Source organism: Bradyrhizobium sp. AZCC 1721, from assembly GCF_036924715.1.
In the GTDB taxonomy this organism is placed as follows: Bacteria; Pseudomonadota; Alphaproteobacteria; order Rhizobiales; family Xanthobacteraceae; genus Bradyrhizobium.
Genome location: NZ_JAZHSB010000001.1, coordinates 2,537,639 through 2,557,439 on the forward strand (window position 1 = coordinate 2,537,639; position 19,801 = coordinate 2,557,439).

A 19,801-nucleotide genomic window follows, 5' to 3' on the forward strand; every position below is an offset into this window, starting at 1 on the left:
TGCCGGACGAAACTTTAGGGAATAAAGCCTTTAGGTTTGGTATCTTTTGAGGTCGATCGGCTCCGTTAAAACCCTGCCATTGCACTGATTTCGCAACGGAAATCTGCCGAATTCCGATAGTGCGGAACCTGCCTGCGCGGGAACCCCAGGGGGCGTCACGTGGATGCTGCCCTGCCGGCGAAGCCTTGCTAAGGTCGGGCTCGCGTTTCAGGAAAGTGTTTCCGTAATATGGTACCAATTCTGGGGTTTAGCTCCTTTCTGGCGGCTTTCTGGCGGCAAAATGGCCTGGCACTGGCCATCTGTGGGGTAGATCACACATGCGATCCGGGCATTGCCGTAATGTGAAGAATCTCACTCTTCGCATCGAACCGCCGGCCACCCCCGTCAGACCAATCTTGCGAGACGGCCATTGAGCGCGACACAGGCGGCTTCAGACGAAATTCTGATCGCTCGGATCGCCCAAGGCGACCGGCTCGCCATGCAGGTGCTTTACGGAAGGCACCATGTCAGGGTGTTCCGTTTCGGGCTTCGGCTCGTAAGGGACGAACAGGTCGCGGAAGATCTCATCAGCGAGGTTTTTCTCGATGTGTGGCGTCAGGCTGGCAAGTTCGAAGGCCGATCCGCCGTTACCACCTGGCTCTTGGCGATTACGCGGTTCAAAGCCCTTTCGGCACTTAGGCGCCGCAAGGACGTTGGGCTGGACGAGGAGACCGCGAACGCGATCGAGGATACGTCCGACGATCCGGAAGTGGTGGCGCAGAAGAAGGATACGGGTGAAGCGCTGCGCAAGTGCCTGACGGCACTTTCGCCAGAGCATCGGGAGATCGTCGATCTCGTCTACTACCACGAGAAGTCCGTGGAAGAGGTAGCCGAAATCGTCGGCATTCCGGAGAATACCGTCAAGACGCGCCTGTTTTATGCGCGCAAGAAATTGGCCGAGTTGCTCAAAGCAGCAGGCGTAGAGCGAGGTTGGCCATGATGGCAGCGAGCAAAAAAATGCTGGATCACGAGCCCAGCGAAATAGAGACGCTGTTGCCCTTCCACGCGGCCGGCACCCTGAGCGCGCGCGATGCACGCCGCGTCGAGGAAGCGCTTGCCGGGGATTCCGAGCTTGCCCGGCAGTATGCCGTCATCCGCGAAGAATACGCCGAGACGATCAGCCTCAACGAGAGCCTGGGTGCACCGTCCACGCGCGCCATGCAGAAGCTGTTTGCCGCAATCGACGCGGAGCCTGCGCGTGAGCCCTCGCGCTCGGTGAGCCTGTCCGCGCGGGTATCGGAGTTTTTCGCAAGCCTGTCGCCGCGTACGCTCGCCTGGTCGGCGAGCCTTGGCGCCGTGGCGCTCGTGCTGCAGGCCGGCGTGATCGGCGCCGTACTGATGAAAAACCAGACCGCGTTGTTCGAGACGGCGTCGCTAAGCCTGAACGAGCGGCCATCGGCGCCGATTACGCGCGATCTCGCAGGCAGCGTCGCGCCACCGCGCGCGCTGGTGCGGTTCGCGCCTGAAGCGCGCATCGCCGACATCACGGCGCTGCTCGACAACTACCAGGCCTCGATCGACGGCGCCAAGGGCGGCATGTTCCGGCTGCAGTTCGGCAACAAGGCGATGAGCAAGGACGAAGTTGCTGGCCTGTTGAGCAGGCTGCAGCGTGAGAAAATCGTCAGCCTGGCGGTGGCAACGCCATAAGGCCGCCCGGGCCGGGCAAGAGGTCCCATGGTTCATGATGGCGTGAGTTGGCGGGCAAGGATCCAGCGTGCGGCATGGGTGTTGTCGACCGCGCTGCTTCCGCTGATCGCTTTCGGACCCTCGGCGGTGCATGCGCAAAGCATCATGCGCACCCCCAGTCTGAACGTCGGCTCGCGGATGCCCACCATCAGTCCGACGGTGACCCCGCGGATCAGTCCGACGGTTGCGGCGCGGCCGGCCATGCGCGCCGATACCGTCGCACGGACGCCGCCGTCCCGGATTGGCACCATGAGTTCGACCCTGCGAGTCCGTCCGGGCGCCGGCGTGCGGTCGACGCTGCCCCATGCGCGGTTTTCGCCCAACCTCTATCCGGCTTGCGCATATGCGCTTCGCGGTCCCGACGGTGAGTGCTTCGATCGTCCGGTGATGTCGACCGGCGGCGGCAACGGCACCTCGGCCAAGAAGGGCAAGGGCGGATCGGGCAACAACAACGCACAGGAAGCGGTCAATCTGCGCGCGGTCAAGAACGAACTCGTCGCCGAAATCGACGGCGCGTTATCCACCGCCGAAGCCGACCAACTGGCGCGGCGTCACGGCCTGGAGCGCATCGCGTCTCAAAACTTCCCGTTGCTCGGCGGCACCATCGGTCTGTTCCGCATCGTCGATAACCGGCCCGTGGACACCGTGCGCCGCGAACTCGCGGCCGACGCCAGCGTGCGTTCGGTGCAGCTCAATTTCCGTTACTTGCTGCAGGATCAGAAGAAGGCTTCGACCGCGGGCGATGCCGCGCAATACGCCGTCGCACAGCTTCGGCTGCCACAGGCGCACGCGCTCGTCCGCGGCATGAACGTCACCATTGCGGTGATCGATTCAGGCGTCGACATCAAGCATCCCGAACTCGCCAACTCGGTTGCCGACAGTTTCGATGCGCTCGGAAGCAAGGAAGGTCCGCATGTCCATGGCACGGGCATTGCCGGCGCGATCGTGGCGCATGCCAAGCTGATGGGGAGCGCACCGGAGGCGAGGTTGATCGCGATCCGCGCGTTCGGCGCGGGATCGAAGGGCGCGGAGAGCACGTCCTATGTGATCCTCCGGGGACTGGACTACGCGGCCGAGCACGGCGCGCAGATCGTCAACATGAGCTTTGCCGGTCCGAAGGATCCGCTGATCGAGCGGGGCATCGCCGCTACCGCAGCCCGTGGCATCCTGATGGTGGCTGCGGCCGGCAATGCCGGAGCGAAATCGCCGCCGCTCTATCCGGCCGCCAATCCCAATGTCATCGCGGTGAGTGGCACCGACGCGCAGGAAAGACTGTTTGCGGCATCGAACCGGGGCAACCACATCGCGGTTGCAGCACCGGGCGCGGATATCTTCCTGCCGGCGCCCGATGAAAAATACCAGATCACGTCGGGCACCTCGTTCTCCGCCGCCTATATCAGCGGCGTCGCGGCGCTGATGATGGAGCGCAATCCTTCGTTGAAGCCGGGCGATGTTCGCGCAATTCTGACCGGGACCGCCCGCGATCTCGGCACTCCCGGCCGCGACGATCAGTTTGGGGCAGGTGGGGCCGATGCCTTTGCTGCCGTCACGGCCGCCGCACCGGCGGTTCCGCTTGCCTCGGTTTCCGGTAAGCCTGCGGGGGAGAAAGCGCCGGCGCATGACCCGGCCGCGGATAACACTTCCGTGAGCCGCGCATTGAACGACGCCTCGCCCTCGATCGCAGCGGACAAATCGGCCGCAAACGCCGCAAAATAGCCTGCCGCGCAGCGATTTTCCGACGATCATCCCTGAAGACAAGGTTAAAAAAAATCGTCCGGCGTTTTGAACGTCCGGAGAGGGTGTCGCGACTTATCAACGTGGGAGCGGTAATCCCTCCCCATAGGCTGTATTCGGCGCGAGCGCCCATCCACCCCAAGCGCCCATATAGCTTGACCCGTCCGGTTGTCCCCCCGGACGGGTCTTTCATTTTCAGCGCAGGTTTTTGGACGAAGCTACGTTTCGTGCGGCACCGCGACGGCTTGCGGCTGCAAGTTTTCCGACTCGTCTGAACGATGCGCAATTTTCCCGTGCATCTTCTCAACTGAAAGGATCGAGGCTCGCCGCGTAACGCGACCATGCTGCTGTGCGGCTTGACCGCGAAGAGCGGATTAACCCGTATTTGTGCGGGTTTCTTCGATTGCTGCGCGCTCCCGTCGCTTCACGCACTGGACAACGAAAAAGTTTTCCACAGAATATCCCAGTCACATCCCACTGATTCGTCTCGGTTGCGTCTGCGTCCGTCCCCCTCTTACGGGCTGATTTATGGCACATCCTGCAGACGTGGCACGTGGCCGCAACATCGTTGCGCGCTGGTGCAGCCTTGCCGAGCAACGGTTGGAATACCTCACTGAACTGTTCGAGACCGGACGCTGGCGCCGCTTTCACACCGAACGCGAGTTCCTCGAAAACATCCAGGAAGCCAAGGCCGCCGTCGCAACCTGGCGTGACCTGTTGAGCCGCGAAGCCTCGCTCGACAACACGCAGATCGACATGGCCTGGCTCGGCCGCCGTCGAACGACGCCGCTGCTCTTGACGCCGCTGCCGCGCGACGAGGGCTATCGCCCGCCGGTCGTGCAGCTTCAGCCGCAACCGGCTCCGATGGCCGTGACGCCACCGCCGATCGCGGCCGCGCCGCCGCCCGATATCCCTGCTGATGTTCTGGTCGCGCTGGAAAGCCAACTCGTCGTGGCGGACGAGGCGCCGTCCGTGCCGGATGTGCTGGCGCTGGAGGAAATGCCATTCCCGGCGATCGATTTCGACGCGATGAAGGAACGATATCCGGCGTTGCGCAACGCGCTGTAGAGGTGAGCGAGGAGGGCGAACTACCGCCGCACCGCGTTGCCGCCCACCACCACCTGCGCGTAACGCTGCGCGCCTTCGGCGGACAGATCGGTCGTAATCGTGCGGGCGTGATCGAGCCCGACCACGGCGCCGCGCGGGGTTTCCGAAATCATGTTGTTGTTGACCAGCGCCATGCCGGCGCCCGGCAACACCGATACGCCGACGCCGACGAAGGCGTTGCGGATGACATTGCCTGATATCGCGACATCGCGGAGATATTTGCCCCATCCGGCGATGATGCCGAACGACGGCGCGTTCTCGATCACATTGCCTGTGACTGTGGAGTCCGCCTCGACATAGATGCCGATCCCGGCGTCGTCGTCGGGTGCAGTGCCGATCGGCCGCTTCGGCAGCAGGTTGCGGATGATGTTGCCTTGGACGACGGCGATGCGTCCGCTTTCGTTGAAATTGCAGACGGAGACGCCGACGGCGGCGCCGTCGACGGTGTTATTGGCGATCACGGCGCCTTCGAACGCAAATTCCGAATAGAGCGCGACCTCGCGGACATTGCTGACGCTGTTGTCGGTGATGTGAATATTCGACGCCGAATTGCCGCGCACGGCCGAGTAGTCGCAATTCTTGATGCGGTTGCCGCGCACGATCACATTGCCGGCGCGGAAGGCGTTGATGGCGTTGCCATACTGCCCGGAGCCGCCGGGGCCGGCCTTGATATCCTCGATCCGGTTGTCGAGAACCAGCGTCCCATCGTCGCCGATCGCTGTGCGCAGGATTTCGATGCCGTTGTCATTGGTATCGGTGATGGTGTTGCGCGCCACGATCAGGCCGAGCGCGTCGAAGGATGCGACGGCGGTGGTCGCAATTTTCGTGAAAATGTTACCGGAAATATCGCCCGAGACCTGTTCGAGCCAGATGCCGTTGCCGCCGCTGCCAGATATTTCGCAATTGGCGATCCGGACATCCCGCCCGCCGAGGCAGTGCACCAAGCCGCGGCGCGTCGGCAGCGGAATGCGACCGCCGTCGAAGGTGATGCCGGTCAGGCCGACGCTGTTGGCGCCTTCGCCCTGCAGCATCGAGGCGCCGCCGGTAAACACGAGCTTGGTCGCGCCGCGGACGCCGACCAGTTGCGTGCCGTTCGAAAGGCGCAGCATGCCGGTGCGATAGACCCCCGGCGGCAGCGCCAGCGGCACTTGCGCGCGTGCCGCCTCGTCGATCGCGCGCTGCAGTTTCACGGTCTGATCGTCCGGGCTGCCGGGGCGGACGCCATATTGCGTGACGTCGCGCCCGAGCGTGGACGTGAGGGGCGCTGCGCGCGCAGCGTCAGGCGACATCGCCAGCGCGCCGGCTGCACCGGCGGCGGACGCTCCAATGAGATGGCGGCGGTTCATGTCCATGGCTGATGACCCTAGCGCGATGCAGGTCGTGGCATTCGCGTTTCATAGGTATCGCGAAAATGCAGTGCAGCATGATGAAGACCGGGAAAGAGGCGGCGATTGTTGGGGGTAGGGTTAATGTTGGGTGCGATAAATTATGCTCGTCGTCCCGGCCAAGCCAACGGGTCGCGCGAATGCGCGCCCGATGACAGGCTCCGCGCGAGCCGGGACCCATACGCCGCGGCCCTTGGAAGGGGCACGAGCGCAGACGGCTTTTCTCACAATTGGCAACGGTGGTTATGGGTCCCTGCGTTCGCAGGGACGACGACGGAGTTAAGCCGCCGTTCTTGCCAGCCGCACCGTTTCCATGAGCATCGCTTCGCCGGCATCGACCAGCTCCTCCAGCGTGATGCGCGGAACACCTTTTCGTCTGGCCGCGCCGCTGCGCGCCAGCGGCGGGATGTGGATGAAGGTGGCAAGGCGGGGGCCGTTACCGGCATCCACGGCTTCAATCGCGCGCCAGCTCAGATAGTTGCAGAGATAGCTTCCGGCGTCGCGCGAGGCGCGGGCATCGAGGCCGGTGTTCTTGGCCACGCGCAGTAGTTTGGCTGTGTGCGGACCGAACCTTTGCGCATCGGCGCCGTCGGCGATCGATCCCTTGCGCGCGCGGGTTTGCGCGGCGTCAGGCCAGAGCATGGTGACGGCATTGCGGGCGCGGGTTTCGATCCGCAGATACGACGTGCGAGAAGCGAGGCCAAACATCAACAGCGCGTGCGGCTGGTGCTTTTGCAGCGCCAGCGGTAATTCGCGGTCGACCGCCTTGTAGGTAACGGGAAAGATGTGGCTGGACAGTTCGACGTCGGTGAAGGCCGGGCGACGCAGCCGCGTCAGACGTGCCACCAGCGACTGCGTGGGATTGTAGGGCGCACCTGGAAACGGGCCGAAGCCGGTGATGAGAATGCGAAGCTTGTCGCTCATCGCATCCACTCCGCGATCTGCTCGGCGGCGACCGCCGGCGTGATGCGGCCGTCGGCGACCTCGGCCTCGGTCTTCTTTACCTTGGCGCGGATCGCGGCATCGGCGCGCAGCCGCGCCATCATGCGCTGCTCCAGCATCGACCACATCCATTTCACCTGCTGCTCGCGCCGCCGGCCTGCGAACTCGCCCGAGGCGTTCATGGCGGTGCGGTGATCCAAAATCTTCTGCCACAGTGCGTCCATGCCTATGCCGGTCAGCGCCGAATAGGTCACGACCGGCGGATGCCAATGCTCCGAGCGGGGACTGAGAATATGCAGCGCGCTGCGATACTCGGCCGCCGCCAGATTGGCACGCTTGACGTTATCGCCGTCCGCCTTGTTGATCGCGATCATGTCGGCGAGTTCGACCAGACCTTTCTTGATGCCCTGCAATTCGTCACCGGCGCCGGGCAGCATCAGGGCGAGAAAGAAATCGGTCATGTCGCAGACGGCGGTTTCGGACTGGCCGATGCCGACGGTCTCGACCAGCACCACGTCGAAGCCGGCCGCTTCGCAGAGCAGCATTGCCTCGCGGGTTTTTGCGGCGACGCCGCCGAGCGTACCGGACGAGGGCGAGGGCCGGATGAAGGCGGCTTCGGAATTTGCCAGCCGTGCCATCCGCGTCTTGTCACCGAGGATCGAGCCGCCGGTGCGGGCCGAGGAGGGGTCCACCGCCAGCACTGCGACCTTGTGGCCGCGCTCGATCAGGAACATGCCAAGCACATCGATGGTGGTGGATTTGCCGACCCCGGGCGAGCCGGTAATGCCGACGCGTACCGCCTTGCCGGTGTCTGATAACAGCGCCTGCACCAGTTCGCGCGCCGCGGCCTGGTGATCGGAACGCCGGCTCTCGATCAGGGTAATCGCACGCGCCAGCGCCGCGCGTTGGCCCGCGCGGAGTTCTTTGGCGAGTTTCCCGACATCGGGGGAAGGATTCTTCGGCAGGGTCATGACTTGGTTTACAACGCCCGCGCCGTGCAGGCGAGGGGGCTCAGTCCTTCAGCGCGCCGACGTGGCAGGGACGGGGCTGCGTTTGAGCTTCCGCCATACCCAGACCAGCACCGGCCAGATCAGCGCGCCGATCGCCATGGCGGCGAGGATCGCGGCGATCGGCCGCTCGAAGAACGGCAGCACGCTGCCGTCGGACTTGATCAGCGAGGTCACAAAACTCTGCTCGATCATGGTGCCCATGACGATGCCGAGCACCATGGCAGCGACCGGATAGCCGTTTTCTTCCATGACGTAACCGATGACGCCAAAGGTTGCGACGATAACGACGCCGAATATGTTGTTGCCGATGGCGAAGGAGCCGACGGCGCAGCACAACATGATCACCGGCATCACCGTGGAGCGCGGCGCGCGCAGCACGAGGCTTGCGAGCCGGATCATGATGATGCCGAGCGGGATCATGATGATGTTGGCGATGATGAACATCAGGTAGATCGCATACATGCTCGACGCTTTTTCGGTGAACAGCGTCGGGCCGGGGTTGAGCCCCTTCATGTAAAGCACGCCGATCGCGATGGCCGCGATGGTGTCGCCGGGAATGCCGAACAGCAGCGAAGGCACCCAGCCCGAGGCGATGCTGGCATTGTTGCTGGCGCCGGCTTCGACCAGGCCCTCGACGTGGCCGGTTCCGAATTTCTCCGGTTCCTTCGAAAAGCGTTTGGACATGGCGTAGCTGACCCAGGCGGCCATGTCGGCGCCGGCGCCCGGCAGCACGCCGATGATGATGCCGATGATGTTCCCGCGCGTCATCTGCCAGTTGTACTTTTTGGTGAGCTTCCATTGGCCCGCCAAGATGCTTCCGAACCTGCGCCGCGGGATTGGCGGCGGCTCGGGCGTGAGCATCGCGCGCATGACCTGCGCCACCGCGAATACGCCGACCAGCGCCGGAATCGGTTCGATGCCGCCGAACAGATTGGTCATCCCAAACGTGAAGCGCGGCACGCCGCCGGGGTTTTCGATGCCGATGCAGGCGACGAGCAAGCCGATGAACATGCTGGCGATCGCCTTCACCGGGGAAGACCGCGCGACCAGCGTGGCGCACATCAGGCCGAGGAAAGCGAGCCAGAAATATTCGAAGGTCGAGAACGACAGCGCGATCTCGGCCAGCGGCGGCGCCAGGATCATCAGCGACAGCGTGCCTGCGATGCCGCCCACGGCGGAGAACCAGACACCGGCGCCGAGCGCGAGCTCGGCCTCGCCCTTGCGCGTCATCGCATAGGCTTCGTCTGCGTAAGCCGCCGAGGCGGGCGTGCCGGGAATGCGCAGCAGCGCGCCGGGGATGTCACCGGCGAAGATCGCCATCGTGGATGCGGCGACGATGGTGGCGATTGCGGCGATCGGTGACAGATAGAAGGTGACGGGGACCAGCAGCGCGGTCGCCATGGTCGCGGATAGCCCCGGCAGCGATCCGATGACGAGGCCATAGACCGATGCCGCGAGCATCGCGATGATGACTTCCCAGGTAGAGATGAGCGCAAGCGCTTGGGCGAGGGTGTTGAGCATCGATCACCAGGGCATCGGCAAAACGCCGGGCGGAAGCGGCACGCGCAGCAATTTTGAGAAAATCAGGTGGATGCCGATCGGCGCCAGCAGCGCGAGCGGCAACGCAACCTTCCAGCGGGCGCCGAGCGCCGTCGAGGTCACGTAGACGATCATCGCTGCCGTGAGGATGAAGCCGAGCCGGTCGGCGATAAACACGTAGAACAGCAACAGCGCCGGCGGGAGCAAAGCGCGCAGGCCATAGAGCTTGCCGGTTGGAGGCGGCGGTTGGCCGCCCTCGACCGGAATAAGGTGTTCTTCTTCCTCGAAGCTGCGGCCAATCCCGAACGCGATCGCGAGCCCGCACAGCGCGAGACCGGTGCCAATCACCAGCGGAAAGACGTTGGGCCCGACCGGCTGGCCGGGCACCGGCGGCAACTGCCAGCCGCCATACGCGGCAGCCGCGCCGAGGCCAACGAGAAACAATCCCGTGACGCGATCGGGTAGACGCATGAACTGGCTCCGCGGATATCGGGCGATGTCAGCCGATCAAGATCAGGCCTTGGAGAGACCGGCGGCCTTCATCGCCACGCCCATCTGGGCGTCGCCCTTCTCCATGAATGCGGCGAACTGGGCCGCATCGCCCCACACCGTTCCAAAGCCGCGATTGCTCATAAAGTCCTTGAACTCCTTGGAGTCGTAGACCTTCTTCAGCGACGCGGTGAGTTTCGTCGCCACGTCGGCCGGCAGACCCTTGGGGCCGGCAATGCCGCGCCAGGCGCCGGTCGAATAGTCGATGCCCATGGCTTCCTTCAGCGTTGGCACGTCCGGGAATGCAGGATTGCGGGCTGTAGCCATGACGGCGAGGCTGCGCGCCTTGCCGGCCTCGATGATCGCGCGGGCTTCCGGCACCGAGCAGGTGGTGAGGTCGAGACCGCCGGCAGCCAGATCCTGCATCGCGGGCGCGGCGCCGTTCGACGGCACCCAGGCCACGTGATTGGGGGCAAGTCCCATCGCCTGCATCCAGCCGACCAGTGCGAGATGCCAAATGCCGCCCTGGCCAGTGCCGGAGGCCTTGAACTTGCCGGCAGGGGCGGCCTTGATCGCATCCGCCAGTTCCTTCACGGTCTTGTAGGGCGAGGTGGAACTGACCTGGATGCCGGGCGGATCCTCGTTCATCAACGCCAGCGGCGTGTAGCTCTTGGGCGCCAGTTCAGTGAGCCCCTGCCAGTGCATCATCGAGATTTCCACCGTCAGCATGCCGATGGTGTAGCCGTCGGGCTGTGCGGTCGCGATCGCGGAATGGCCGACCACACCGGAGCCGCCGGTGCGGTTGACCACGTTGAACGGCTGGCCGAGGTCCTTTTCCAACAGCGCCGCGACAATGCGGGCGGTCGCGTCGGTGCCGCCGCCGGCACCCCAGGGCACGATCACGGTCACCGGCCGGGCCGGATAGGCCTGCGCCAAAGCCGGCTTGAAACCGAAGCCTGCGACAGCCGCGGCAGCAACGGATGAAGCCGCGAAGGCGCGGCGCGTGATCTTTTTGGACATTGATGGTTCTCCCTGCGGCGTCCGTGATGCCGGGCGCTCTTGTGATGAGACATTCTAGGCGGCTTTGTGTTGGGGTCGCAAGGCATTGGCGAATGATGGGGGTCGGCGCCGGGTGGCATCTCGCCACATCCGGAAATCGGGTGGCGGGGATCGGGCCACCCGAAATAGGTATCCATCTGCGGCCCCAGTCATCGCGCCGCGATCGCTTACGAAGAGAGAGCCATGACGACAGCCTATTACAGCACCGTGCTGGACCATCCCATGGAAACCGTGTGGGCCCTGATCCGGGATTTCAACAATTATCCGGCGTATATCGAAGGGGTCAGTGAGAGCGTGATCGAGGATGACAAGGGCGGCGACGAAATCGGCGCGGTCAGACGCTTCTGCTATCTCGGCAACTGGATCAGGCAGCAACTCGCCGCTCACTCCGATCAAGCGCATTCGCTGACCTATGCAGGCATCGAGCCGCTGCCGTTTCCGGCCGGGTTGGCGCCGGACGCGACCGGGCCGACGCGCTATGAGGGAACGATGCACCTGCTTCCGGTCGTCGAGGGCAACCGGACCTTCATCGAATGGTCGGTGAAGCTCGACAGCGCGCCGCAGGATGCCGATCGCTGGCAAGCGCTGTTCCAGTCATGGATTCCGGATTGGACGCATTCGCTCGAACGGTCGCTCGCCCGCCTTGCTGCTTGATAATCAATCATTGCGGCCGGTCTTCGTCTTTCTTCGGTCGCGCGCCGCCGAAAATCCTGGCGCCCTCCGGCGTCAGATATGGCTTCAACGTCTCCCAGGGCACGAAGGCGACATACTCGCCTTCGGCATAGGAGCCGACCGCGTAAGGTGCGTAGTAAAAGTTCAGGCCGGAGCTCTTGCCTTCCTCGGTCGATGGCGCCAGTGCGATCGGGCCGATCTTGAGAAGCTTTGGCTCGATGCTTTCGATGGCGCTGACGTCCGTGCCTTCCGCGCCGCGTTTCTTTTTCTCGGCCGTGAGAGAGGCAATGACGCCTTGCCGCATCGCTTTCAGCGTCGGGCCGTTGTCAGCCGTTTCGGTGAAGAACGGACGGATGCTGATGCGCTTGCCCGCTGACTTGTCCCACAGGATGGTGTCGGACGCGCCGTTGGGGTGTGCGCCGCCGGTATATTCGTAATCGGCCCTGACGATGCTGACATAGCGGCCATCGACCACCGAGCGCGTGTCGTATTTCCGTTCATACGACCACGCGTTGCGGAACAGGTCCGGATCCTGCTTGCGTTCCTTGTCGGCATCGGCGCGGTTCTTGGTGGCCCATGCCTTTCCCTCAGCCAGGCAGTTCGCCGCCAGCGCCGGATCGGCCTTGATCTTCGCGTCGAGAAAGACGCTGGCTTCGACCCATTTGGTCTTGATGGAAAAGTCCGGCTTGGGCTCGGCGGCAACCGCCATGCCCAGCGCCGCCGTACATGCGAGGGCGCCCGCCAAACCAATTGTCCGGGTGAGCGTGAGGAGTGCAATGCCGCGCAAGGGCTATCCTTTGGAAGAGCCTAAACCGGTGGAGGGCTATTCCGCCGCCTCGCTATGGCCGAGCCGGGCGTTGAGCTTGTGGATCAGCTCTTCGGCGGCGTCCGAGATCACGGTGCCGGGCGGGAAGATCGCTTCGGCGCCGGCCGCATAGAGCGCGTCATAATCCTGCGGCGGGACCACGCCGCCGATGATGATCATGATGTCCTCGCGGCCGTGCTTCTTCAGCGCGGCCTTCAGTTCCGGTACGGCGGTTAGATGGGCCGCCGCCAGCGAGGAGACGCCGAGGATGTGGACGTCGTTCTCCACTGCCTGCCGCGCTGCCTCGTCGGCGGTGGCAAACAGCGGCCCGATATCGACGTCGAAGCCGACATCGGCAAAGGCGGACGCAATCACCTTCTGGCCGCGGTCGTGGCCGTCCTGGCCGATCTTGGCGACGAGGATGCGAGGCCGGCGGCCCTCGGCAGTCTCGAACGCATCGATCAGCGCCTGCACTTTTTCGACCCGGTTGGACATGGCGGACGCCTCCCGCTTGTAGACGCCGGTGATGGACTTGATCTCGGCGCGGTGCCGCCCGAACACCTTTTCCATCGCGTCCGAAATTTCGCCGACGGTGGCTTTCGCCCGCGCTGCATCGATCGCGAGCGCCAAGAGATTGCCGTTGCCTTCGCCGGCGCTGCGCGTCAGCGCGGCCAGCGCAGAATCGACTTCCTTCTGGTCGCGCTCAGAGCGCAACCGCTTGAGCTTGTCGATCTGCAGCCGCCGCACGGTGGAGTTTTCCACCTTGAGCACGTCGATCGGCGCCTCGTTGACCGGCTTGTACTTGTTGACGCCGATCACGGCCTGCTTGCCGGCGTCGATCCGCGCCTGCGTTTTGGCGGAAGCTTCTTCGATCCGCAGTTTGGGCACGCCGGCCTCGATCGCCTTCGCCATGCCGCCAAGCGCTTCGACTTCCTGGATGTGGCCCCAGGCTTTCACCGCGAGATCCCGCGTTAGCCGCTCGACGTAATAGGAGCCGCCCCAGGGATCGATGATGCGGTTGGTGCCGCTCTCCTGCTGCAGGAACAGTTGCGTGTTGCGGGCGATGCGGGCTGAAAAATCCGTCGGCAGCGCCAGCGCCTCGTCGAGCGCGTTGGTGTGCAGCGACTGCGTGTGGCCTTGGGTCGCCGCCATCGCCTCGATGGTGGTGCGCATCACATTGTTGAAGACGTCCTGCGCGGTCAGCGACCAGCCGGAGGTCTGGCAATGCGTGCGCAGCGACAGCGAGCGCGGGTCCTTCGGATTGAACTGCTTCAACAGTTTTGCCCACAGCAGCCGCGCGGCGCGCATCTTGGCGACTTCCATGAAAAAATTCATGCCGATCGCCCAGAAGAACGATAGCCGCGGCGCGAAGCGGTCGACGTCGAGGCCCGCCGCCAAGCCCGGCGCGCAAATATTCGACGCCGTCGGCCAGCGTGTAGGCCAGCTCGAGATCCTGCGTAGCTCCGGCTTCCTGCATGTGATAGCCGGAGATCGAGATCGAATTGTACTTCGGCATCTTTTGCGACGTGTACGCAAAAATGTCCGAGATGATCCGCATCGAGGGCGCCGGCGGATAGATGTAGGTGTTGCGCACCATGAACTCTTTCAGAATGTCGTTCTGAATGGTGCCTGACAATTTTTCCGGCGGAACGCCCTGTTCCTCGGCGGCCGCCACGAACAGCGCGAGGATCGGCAGCACCGCGCCGTTCATTGTCATCGACACGCTCATCTGGTCAAGCGGAATGCCCGCAAACAGCGTGCGCATGTCATAGATGGAATCGATCGCAACGCCGGCCATGCCGACGTCGCCGGAGACGCGCGGATGATCGGAATCGTAGCCGCGGTGGGTAGCGAGGTCGAACGCGACCGAAAGACCCTTCTGCCCGGCGGCGAGGTTACGGCGATAGAACGCGTTGGAATCCTCCGCCGTGGAGAAGCCGGCATACTGCCTGATCGTCCAGGGCTGGTTGACATACATCGTCGGGTAGGGGCCGCGCAGGTAGGGCGCGACGCCCGGCCACGTCTCCAGGAAATCGATGCCTTCGAGATCGGCCTCGCTGTAGGTGGGCTTTACGGGGATGCCCTCAGGCGTCAGCCACGGCTCGGCACTGCCGGCGGGCTGCGCGGGCGCGGTGGGTTCAAAGGCGATATTCGCAAAGTTCGGTATGCGGCTCATGTTACCCATTATACCATATCTGGCTGGCCGAGATCGCCACCCCTAATCATGGTCCGGATGCTGGTGGCTGACGATGGTCGCCATCTTTTCCGGCCCGTAATTCTGCTGCGTTGTCTGGCTCGGCAGGTTGGCGATGCCGACCACCCAGCCGAGCCGGGATTCGGTGCCATATTGCCGGGTCGGCACGACCAGGTCTGGGCGGTCGAACGTGCCGGTCATGATCTCGATCCGGGGGCCGCCGATCAACCGGTAGGTCAGCGGCGTGCCGCAGGAGGAGCAGAAATCGCGCTCGGCGATCGAGGAGGACTGGAACGACGCCGGCTTACCGCGGGTCCAGGTGAAATGCTCGTGCTCGATATCGGCGAGGGAGGCGAAGGGTGCGCCCGATGCCTTCTGGCACATCCGGCAATGGCAGATGCTGACCTTGGGCGGCACTTTCGACACGGCAAAGCGGATGGCGCCGCACTGGCAGCCGCCGGTCAGGACCGTCTTGTGGTTGGTTTCCATCATGCTCGCTCCATCCGCTGCCAGGCCGCTTGCAGCATCGCCAGCGCATCCCCGCCGGCAAAGATGAAATCGCCGACGCCGGCGGAACGCAGCGCGGCCTCCTGTGTGCCGGGCCGCCCTGCCAGATAGATATGCTTGGCGCCGGCCGCTTGAAGGGCCTTGGCGGCGGGTGCCGCGTGTTCCGCATAGACCTTGTCGGATGAGCACAGGCAGGCGATTGCCGCGCCGGACGCCGTGAATGCGGCAGCGAGTGCCGCGGGATCAGTAAAACCTTGCGTGTCGATCGGCTCGATGCCGCCGGTCTCGAAGAAGCTCTTGGCAAAGGTCGCACGTGCCGTGAAAGCGGCTGGTGTGCCGAGGTTGGCGAGGAAGATCTTTGGCCGCGCGCCCGATGCCTTGAGCTTTTCGTCCGATTTATCGCGCAGGGCCTCGAACGGCGCGGCCAGCCGCATCGGCGTCAGCGGATCGAACTTGTACTTCGCCTCGCCATACGGCGGCAGCACGATCGGCGCAGCTTCCAGCACAGCGATTTCGTCCTCATGCAGGTTCGGAAATTCGCTGGCGCCGGTCAGCACGTCCCTGCGCTTGGCAATATTGGCCTCGCGCGCCGCGCGGGTTGCGGCGACCTTGCGCTGGATGACGTTTTGTTCGAGGCCGGCGAACATGCCACCAGCCTTCTCGATTTCCTGGAACAGCGACCATGCAGCTTCGCAGAGCTGCCTCGTCAGCGTTTCGATGCCGCCGGAGCCCGCTGCCGGATCGCTCACCTTGGCGAGATTGGATTCTTCCAAAAGCACCAGTTGCGTGTTGCGCGCGACACGCCGCGCGAACGGATCAGGCAGCCCAAGCGCCAGCGTGTGCGGCAATACGGTGATGGCGTTGGCGCCGCCGAGGCCGGCGGAGAAGGTCGCCATCGTCGCGCGCAGCATGTTCACATAAGGGTCGCGCTGCGTCAGCATGCGCCAGGCGGTATCGGCGGCGATGAACAGCGGTTTGGGCGTCAGGCCACAGGCCTGCTCGATCCGCGCCCACAACAGCCGCAGCGCGCGGAATTTTGCCAGCGTCAGAAACTGATCGGCATCGGCGGCAAGCCGTGCATAGACCATGCCCTGCGCATCTTCGAGCGTAATCCCGGCCTGTTCGATCGCGCGCAGGTAAGCGACGCCGGAGGCGAGCACGAATGCAAGCTCCTGCGCTTCCGATCCTCCGGCATCGTGGATCACCCGTCCATCGGCCGCTGCGAACGGACCCTTAAAGCCCATGGCGGTGAGGCCCTGGATCGCACTGGTAACCGCGGGCACGATTTCGTCCCAGCTATGGGGACTGGAGCCCGACACCGCACAGGATCCCAGCGGGTCGAGACCGAAACGGATATCGCAGGCCGCGGGATTAAGTCCTTTGCGTTTGATGTATTCGGCGACGTGAATGGCCGCCATGCGCGACTGCGGGCCGATCTGCAGCTCGATGCCGATGCCGGCGTCGAGATAGATGCCGTCGAGAACCGCTTCGACGGCTTCGGCCGAAGGGTCCAATCCAAACCCGTGGGCGGCATTGGCGCCAGCGAACACCAGTATCAGCCCGGTGGCGCCGTTTTCGAGATCGTGCAGCGCCTGCGCGTTGGCCGCTTTGGCGTCGGGATGATCGATCTGCTGCATAACCTGCCAGGGCACGGCGGCGGCACGACCGGCGACCGGCGCGGCGCCTTTCGCGCGGCGATAGATCGGATCGATTTTCAACCCGTCGGACGTCTTGCTGACCAGTTTCTCGAACGGTGCGCCTTTCAGCACCCCGTCGACCAGCTTGCGCCAGTCCTCGTAGGTCGCCGCCGGAAACTCCGCGGCCAATGTCAGCTCATCGTTATCGGTCATCCGGCCCATTATTCCCTGGTCGTCTCTTGATTTGGCCGGAAATTGCCACGGGGCGGCCGCCAAGCCAAACGGTTGTTTTGGGTCTTTCGGGCTCAATCGAGGTCGGGTAACCGCTCAATCCCCTCGGTCGACAATTGTGCCAGCGCATCCCGCACGCGGCGTCCCGCAATGACACGGTCGGGAACGATCTCGACCAGCGGCACCAGCACAAAGGCGCGCTCGAAAACCCGCGGGTGCGGCAGCGTCAGTTCCGGCCTGTCGAGGCTGACGTCATCATAGGCGATCAGGTCGAGGTCGAGGGTGCGTGGACCCCAGCGTGTCTCATGAGCGCGGTCGCGGCCGAACTTTTTCTCGATCTTGTGCAGCGTGAAGAGCAGCGCATGCGGATCGAGGCTGGTTTCGATCTCGATGCAGGCGTTGATGAAGGGCGCCTGGTGTTCCTCGCCCCAGGGCGGGGTGATGTAGTCAGAGGAACGCGCGAGCAGCGCTGCCTGGGTCATGCCGCAAATACTGGAGATGGCCTTTTTGAACGTCGCGCGGACATCGCCGACATTGCCGCCGAGCGCGATCAGCACATCGGCCATGTCAGGGCGATTGCCGTTTGCGCACGAGTACCACGCCGACATCCTCGAAGATCTCGGCGATCGGCGCATGCGGCTTGTGCACGGTGACCTTGAGCGCATGGGCGCGTGGGAACGCCGCGAAAATCGCGTCGGAAACGGCGCCGGCCGCACGCTCCAAAAGCTTGTAGTTGGTGTTCGTGAACGCGGCGGTAGCGGTCTCGACCACGCTGGCATAAGACACTGTGTCGGACAGGCGATCAGAGTGCGAGGATTCTGACAGGTCGACGGAGAGTTCGAGATCGATCACGAACCGTTGCCCGACTTTGGTCTCGTGCTCCATCACGCCGTGGCGGGCGTGGATGACGACGCCGGTGATGAAAATCGTATCGCTCATTGCCGTTCCCTGATTGCCGCAGCCACCCGCAGCGCCTGTACGGTTTCGGCGACGTCATGCGCCCGGATGATCCGCGCCCCGTTTTGGGCCGCCAGCAGATGCGCGGCAATCGAGCCGCCGAGGCGTTGATGCGGTTCCGACGGCGTCACCGTGCTGATGAAACGCTTGCGCGAGGCGCCGACCAATACTGGAAGGCCGAGCGACTGCAACTCGCCGAGCCGCGCCAGCGCGGTCATGCTCTGCTCGGGCGTCTTGCCGAAGCCGATGCCGGGGTCGAGCACGATCTTGTCGGATGAAATTCCCGCCTTCGCGGCGATGTCGAGAGAGCGCGCAAAGAAAGCGGCGATATCCTGCATGATGTCTACAGCAGGATCGGCCCGCTCGCGGTTATGCATCACGATGACGGGCGCACCACGCTCCGCGACCAGCCCGGCCATGCCGGAATCGCGCTGCAGCCCCCAGACATCGTTGGCGATTGTCGCACCCTGATCGAGCGCCCAGGCGACGACGGCCGACTTCATGCTGTCGATCGACACGGGAATGCCGAGCGCGACGACATCGGACAGTATCGGCTGCAGGCGCTTCAATTCCTCTTCCGCCGAGATCGGTTCCGATCCGTAGGGCCGGGTCGATTCCGCGCCGATGTCGATGATGTCGGCACCCTCGGCGATCATCCGCCGGGCTTGGGCCAGCGCCCGCTCGGGGACGGCGAATTGACCGCCGTCCGAGAACGAATCCGGCGTCAAATTCAGTACGCCCATCACCGCCGGATAGGGTCTGGACAGCAGCGCAGGCAGCACCGATTGACCGGCCGGACCGGACGCAGCGGGAGGTCTGGGCTTGGCTGCCATCATGCGGTCGCTTTGCGCGGTCCGCGCCGCCGAGTCAAGGCGTGAGGGCCGGCACCGCGGGGCTGGTCTGGCGGTTCAGTCGCTGATGTTCAATAGCTGATTTTGGGCGGCAGCTTGCGCGCTTGCTCGATCAGTTGCTCGACTGATCGTTCGGAGGGCAAAACCCGGACGAGTTTGCACTTCGTGTTCACGTCTTTCATGTTCTGGGCGAGTCGCGCCGGGTTGCGATGGGCGAGTTCGCGTACCGTGGTGACGCCCGCGGCGCGCATCAGGCCCACCTTGGCCTTGCCCATCCCGGGAATGCGCATGTAGTCGGAAAAATTGGCCCATTCCAGCAGTTGCTGCTCGCTGATGCCGGTCTTCGCTGCGAGCGACTTGCGCCCTTTCACGGTGCGAGCGGCCTCCAGCAGCGCATCGGTCGTGCGAATGCCCAACGATTTCAGTTTCGAGGCAGAGTAGGCGGTCAAGCCGTCGATCTCGGAAAGGGGATAAGTCATGATACCAGATGAAAAAAGAATGTGCCCGGGCCGAATGTGTTCACCAAGATGCTATGCAAACTGGCTGAGGCCCGGTGTCCCTGAAATGATTTCGCCCATTTGATCTGCTCCGATTTTGTCGCGACCGAACCTGAAAAGTTCACGCGCCACGCTTTGAATTTCACTCATGCCCAGACCGAGCGCCATCAGCCTGGTGCCAACCGCCATCAAGCCTCCGCCCATCAGCTTCGCGAAGCCGCCATTGCTGCTGGAAGCCGCAATCGCAGCTTCGGCGCCCGGAATTTGGTCGATCAGAGCCTGAACCTTGTCGGAGGGGCCCTCGTTGCGGAGAAAACCCAGAACGATGCCGATGGTTTTTTCAGCGACAGCGCGATCGATACCGGCCTTGGAGGCCAGTCGCCCTACCAGTTCGTCCATATTGCCCCGTCCCCAAACCGGCTTTACCGGGTCGTCCACTTGCAAATTTATCTTGAGCGCC

General features: G+C 63.9%; 20 protein-coding genes and 1 pseudogene. 5 read left to right on the forward strand and 16 right to left on the reverse strand.

The genetic code is table 11. The annotated features are described in order from the left end of the window. Positions 1 to 409: 409 nt before the first annotated feature. Together V1273_RS11980 and V1273_RS11985 are read left to right on the forward strand one after the other, a co-directional pair. Positions 410 to 979, forward strand: a complete 570-nt coding sequence (locus V1273_RS11980) for a sigma-70 family RNA polymerase sigma factor (RefSeq protein ID WP_334367885.1) — start codon at positions 410 to 412, stop codon at positions 977 to 979. Next, positions 976 to 1,686 (forward strand): hypothetical protein, encoded by a 711-nt coding sequence (locus tag V1273_RS11985; RefSeq protein ID WP_334367886.1) that lies wholly within the window; start codon positions 976 to 978, stop codon positions 1,684 to 1,686. Before V1273_RS11980 ends, V1273_RS11985 begins: the two co-directional genes overlap by 4 nt. A gap of 32 nt (positions 1,687 to 1,718) precedes the next feature. Here V1273_RS11985 and V1273_RS34015 read toward each other — a convergent pair whose 3' ends face one another. Continuing rightward, entirely contained in the window at positions 1,719 to 1,976 is a 258-nt protein-coding gene (locus V1273_RS34015; RefSeq protein ID WP_334369297.1) for a hypothetical protein, read from the reverse strand. Between V1273_RS34015 and V1273_RS11990 the strand changes: the two genes are divergently transcribed. Next, the gene (locus tag V1273_RS11990; RefSeq protein WP_442894081.1) at positions 1,975 to 3,441 is read left to right on the forward strand and encodes a S8 family serine peptidase; all 1,467 of its coding nucleotides are present in this window, start codon (positions 1,975 to 1,977) and stop codon (positions 3,439 to 3,441) included. The two genes, V1273_RS34015 and V1273_RS11990, sit on opposite strands and share 2 nt — an antisense overlap. A 546-nt stretch (positions 3,442 to 3,987) precedes the next feature. Then, positions 3,988 to 4,527, forward strand: coding sequence for a TIGR03809 family protein (locus V1273_RS11995; protein ID WP_334409725.1), 540 nt, complete (start codon positions 3,988 to 3,990; stop codon positions 4,525 to 4,527). 20 nt (positions 4,528 to 4,547) lie between these two features. On the opposite strand, the gene V1273_RS12000 is transcribed toward V1273_RS11995, so the two are convergent. The 6 genes from V1273_RS12000 to V1273_RS12025 form a co-directional block, all read right to left on the reverse strand. Further along, positions 4,548 to 5,918: a TIGR03808 family TAT-translocated repetitive protein gene (locus tag V1273_RS12000; protein WP_334409727.1), complete on the reverse strand. Its 1,371-nt coding sequence runs from the start codon at positions 5,916 to 5,918 to the stop codon at positions 4,548 to 4,550. Between the two features lie 312 nt (positions 5,919 to 6,230). Then, on the reverse strand, positions 6,231 to 6,875 hold the full coding sequence (locus V1273_RS12005; RefSeq protein ID WP_334367889.1) for a pyroglutamyl-peptidase I: 645 nt from the start codon (positions 6,873 to 6,875) through the stop codon (positions 6,231 to 6,233). Next, positions 6,872 to 7,864, reverse strand: coding sequence for a methylmalonyl Co-A mutase-associated GTPase MeaB (gene meaB / locus V1273_RS12010; RefSeq protein WP_334409728.1), 993 nt, complete (start codon positions 7,862 to 7,864; stop codon positions 6,872 to 6,874). The genes V1273_RS12005 and meaB overlap by 4 nt, the downstream gene beginning before the upstream one ends. 48 nt (positions 7,865 to 7,912) lie before the next feature. Next, complete coding sequence (locus tag V1273_RS12015) at positions 7,913 to 9,424, reverse strand: tripartite tricarboxylate transporter permease (protein ID WP_334382955.1); 1,512 nt, start codon at positions 9,422 to 9,424, stop codon at positions 7,913 to 7,915. Positions 9,425 to 9,427: 3 nt separating this feature from the next. Then, complete coding sequence (locus tag V1273_RS12020; protein WP_028348941.1) at positions 9,428 to 9,913, reverse strand: tripartite tricarboxylate transporter TctB family protein; 486 nt, start codon at positions 9,911 to 9,913, stop codon at positions 9,428 to 9,430. A 42-nt stretch (positions 9,914 to 9,955) separates the two neighbouring features. Beyond that, complete coding sequence (locus V1273_RS12025) at positions 9,956 to 10,951, reverse strand: tripartite tricarboxylate transporter substrate binding protein (RefSeq protein ID WP_213285175.1); 996 nt, start codon at positions 10,949 to 10,951, stop codon at positions 9,956 to 9,958. A gap of 222 nt (positions 10,952 to 11,173) precedes the next feature. Here V1273_RS12025 and V1273_RS12030 point away from each other — a divergent pair, with 222 nt between their 5' ends. Next, positions 11,174 to 11,644 (forward strand): SRPBCC family protein, encoded by a 471-nt coding sequence (locus tag V1273_RS12030; RefSeq protein WP_334367893.1) that lies wholly within the window; start codon positions 11,174 to 11,176, stop codon positions 11,642 to 11,644. A 7-nt stretch (positions 11,645 to 11,651) separates the two neighbouring features. On the opposite strand, the gene V1273_RS12035 is transcribed toward V1273_RS12030, so the two are convergent. The 9 genes and pseudogenes from V1273_RS12035 to V1273_RS12075 all read right to left on the reverse strand — a co-directional run bounded on the left by V1273_RS12035 (position 11,652) and on the right by V1273_RS12075 (position 19,740). Further along, positions 11,652 to 12,371 (reverse strand): DUF3298 and DUF4163 domain-containing protein, encoded by a 720-nt coding sequence (locus V1273_RS12035; RefSeq protein WP_334412200.1) that lies wholly within the window; start codon positions 12,369 to 12,371, stop codon positions 11,652 to 11,654. 114 nt (positions 12,372 to 12,485) lie between these two features. Further along, a pseudogene (scpA, locus tag V1273_RS12040) lies at positions 12,486 to 14,643 on the reverse strand (methylmalonyl-CoA mutase). Positions 14,644 to 14,685: 42 nt separating this feature from the next. Then, a complete protein-coding gene (locus V1273_RS12045) occupies positions 14,686 to 15,150 on the reverse strand; it encodes a GFA family protein (RefSeq protein ID WP_334384278.1) in 465 nt (154 codons plus the stop codon). Further along, positions 15,150 to 17,018: a methylmalonyl-CoA mutase family protein gene (locus V1273_RS12050; RefSeq protein ID WP_442894082.1), complete on the reverse strand. Its 1,869-nt coding sequence runs from the start codon at positions 17,016 to 17,018 to the stop codon at positions 15,150 to 15,152. Before V1273_RS12050 ends, V1273_RS12045 begins: the two co-directional genes overlap by 1 nt. A gap of 92 nt (positions 17,019 to 17,110) precedes the next feature. After that, positions 17,111 to 17,602, reverse strand: coding sequence for a 2-amino-4-hydroxy-6-hydroxymethyldihydropteridine diphosphokinase (gene folK, locus V1273_RS12055; RefSeq protein ID WP_334367896.1), 492 nt, complete (start codon positions 17,600 to 17,602; stop codon positions 17,111 to 17,113). A gap of 1 nt (position 17,603) precedes the next feature. Then, positions 17,604 to 17,975 (reverse strand): dihydroneopterin aldolase, encoded by a 372-nt coding sequence (folB, locus tag V1273_RS12060; protein ID WP_334409731.1) that lies wholly within the window; start codon positions 17,973 to 17,975, stop codon positions 17,604 to 17,606. Further along, positions 17,972 to 18,826 (reverse strand): dihydropteroate synthase, encoded by an 855-nt coding sequence (gene folP / locus V1273_RS12065; RefSeq protein WP_442894147.1) that lies wholly within the window; start codon positions 18,824 to 18,826, stop codon positions 17,972 to 17,974. Before folP ends, folB begins: the two co-directional genes overlap by 4 nt. Positions 18,827 to 18,915: 89 nt before the next feature. Further along, positions 18,916 to 19,323 (reverse strand): DUF4332 domain-containing protein, encoded by a 408-nt coding sequence (locus V1273_RS12070; RefSeq protein WP_057848113.1) that lies wholly within the window; start codon positions 19,321 to 19,323, stop codon positions 18,916 to 18,918. 51 nt (positions 19,324 to 19,374) lie between these two features. Continuing rightward, a complete protein-coding gene (locus V1273_RS12075) occupies positions 19,375 to 19,740 on the reverse strand; it encodes a hypothetical protein (protein WP_065744201.1) in 366 nt (121 codons plus the stop codon). Between the last annotated feature and the right edge of the window lie 61 nt (positions 19,741 to 19,801).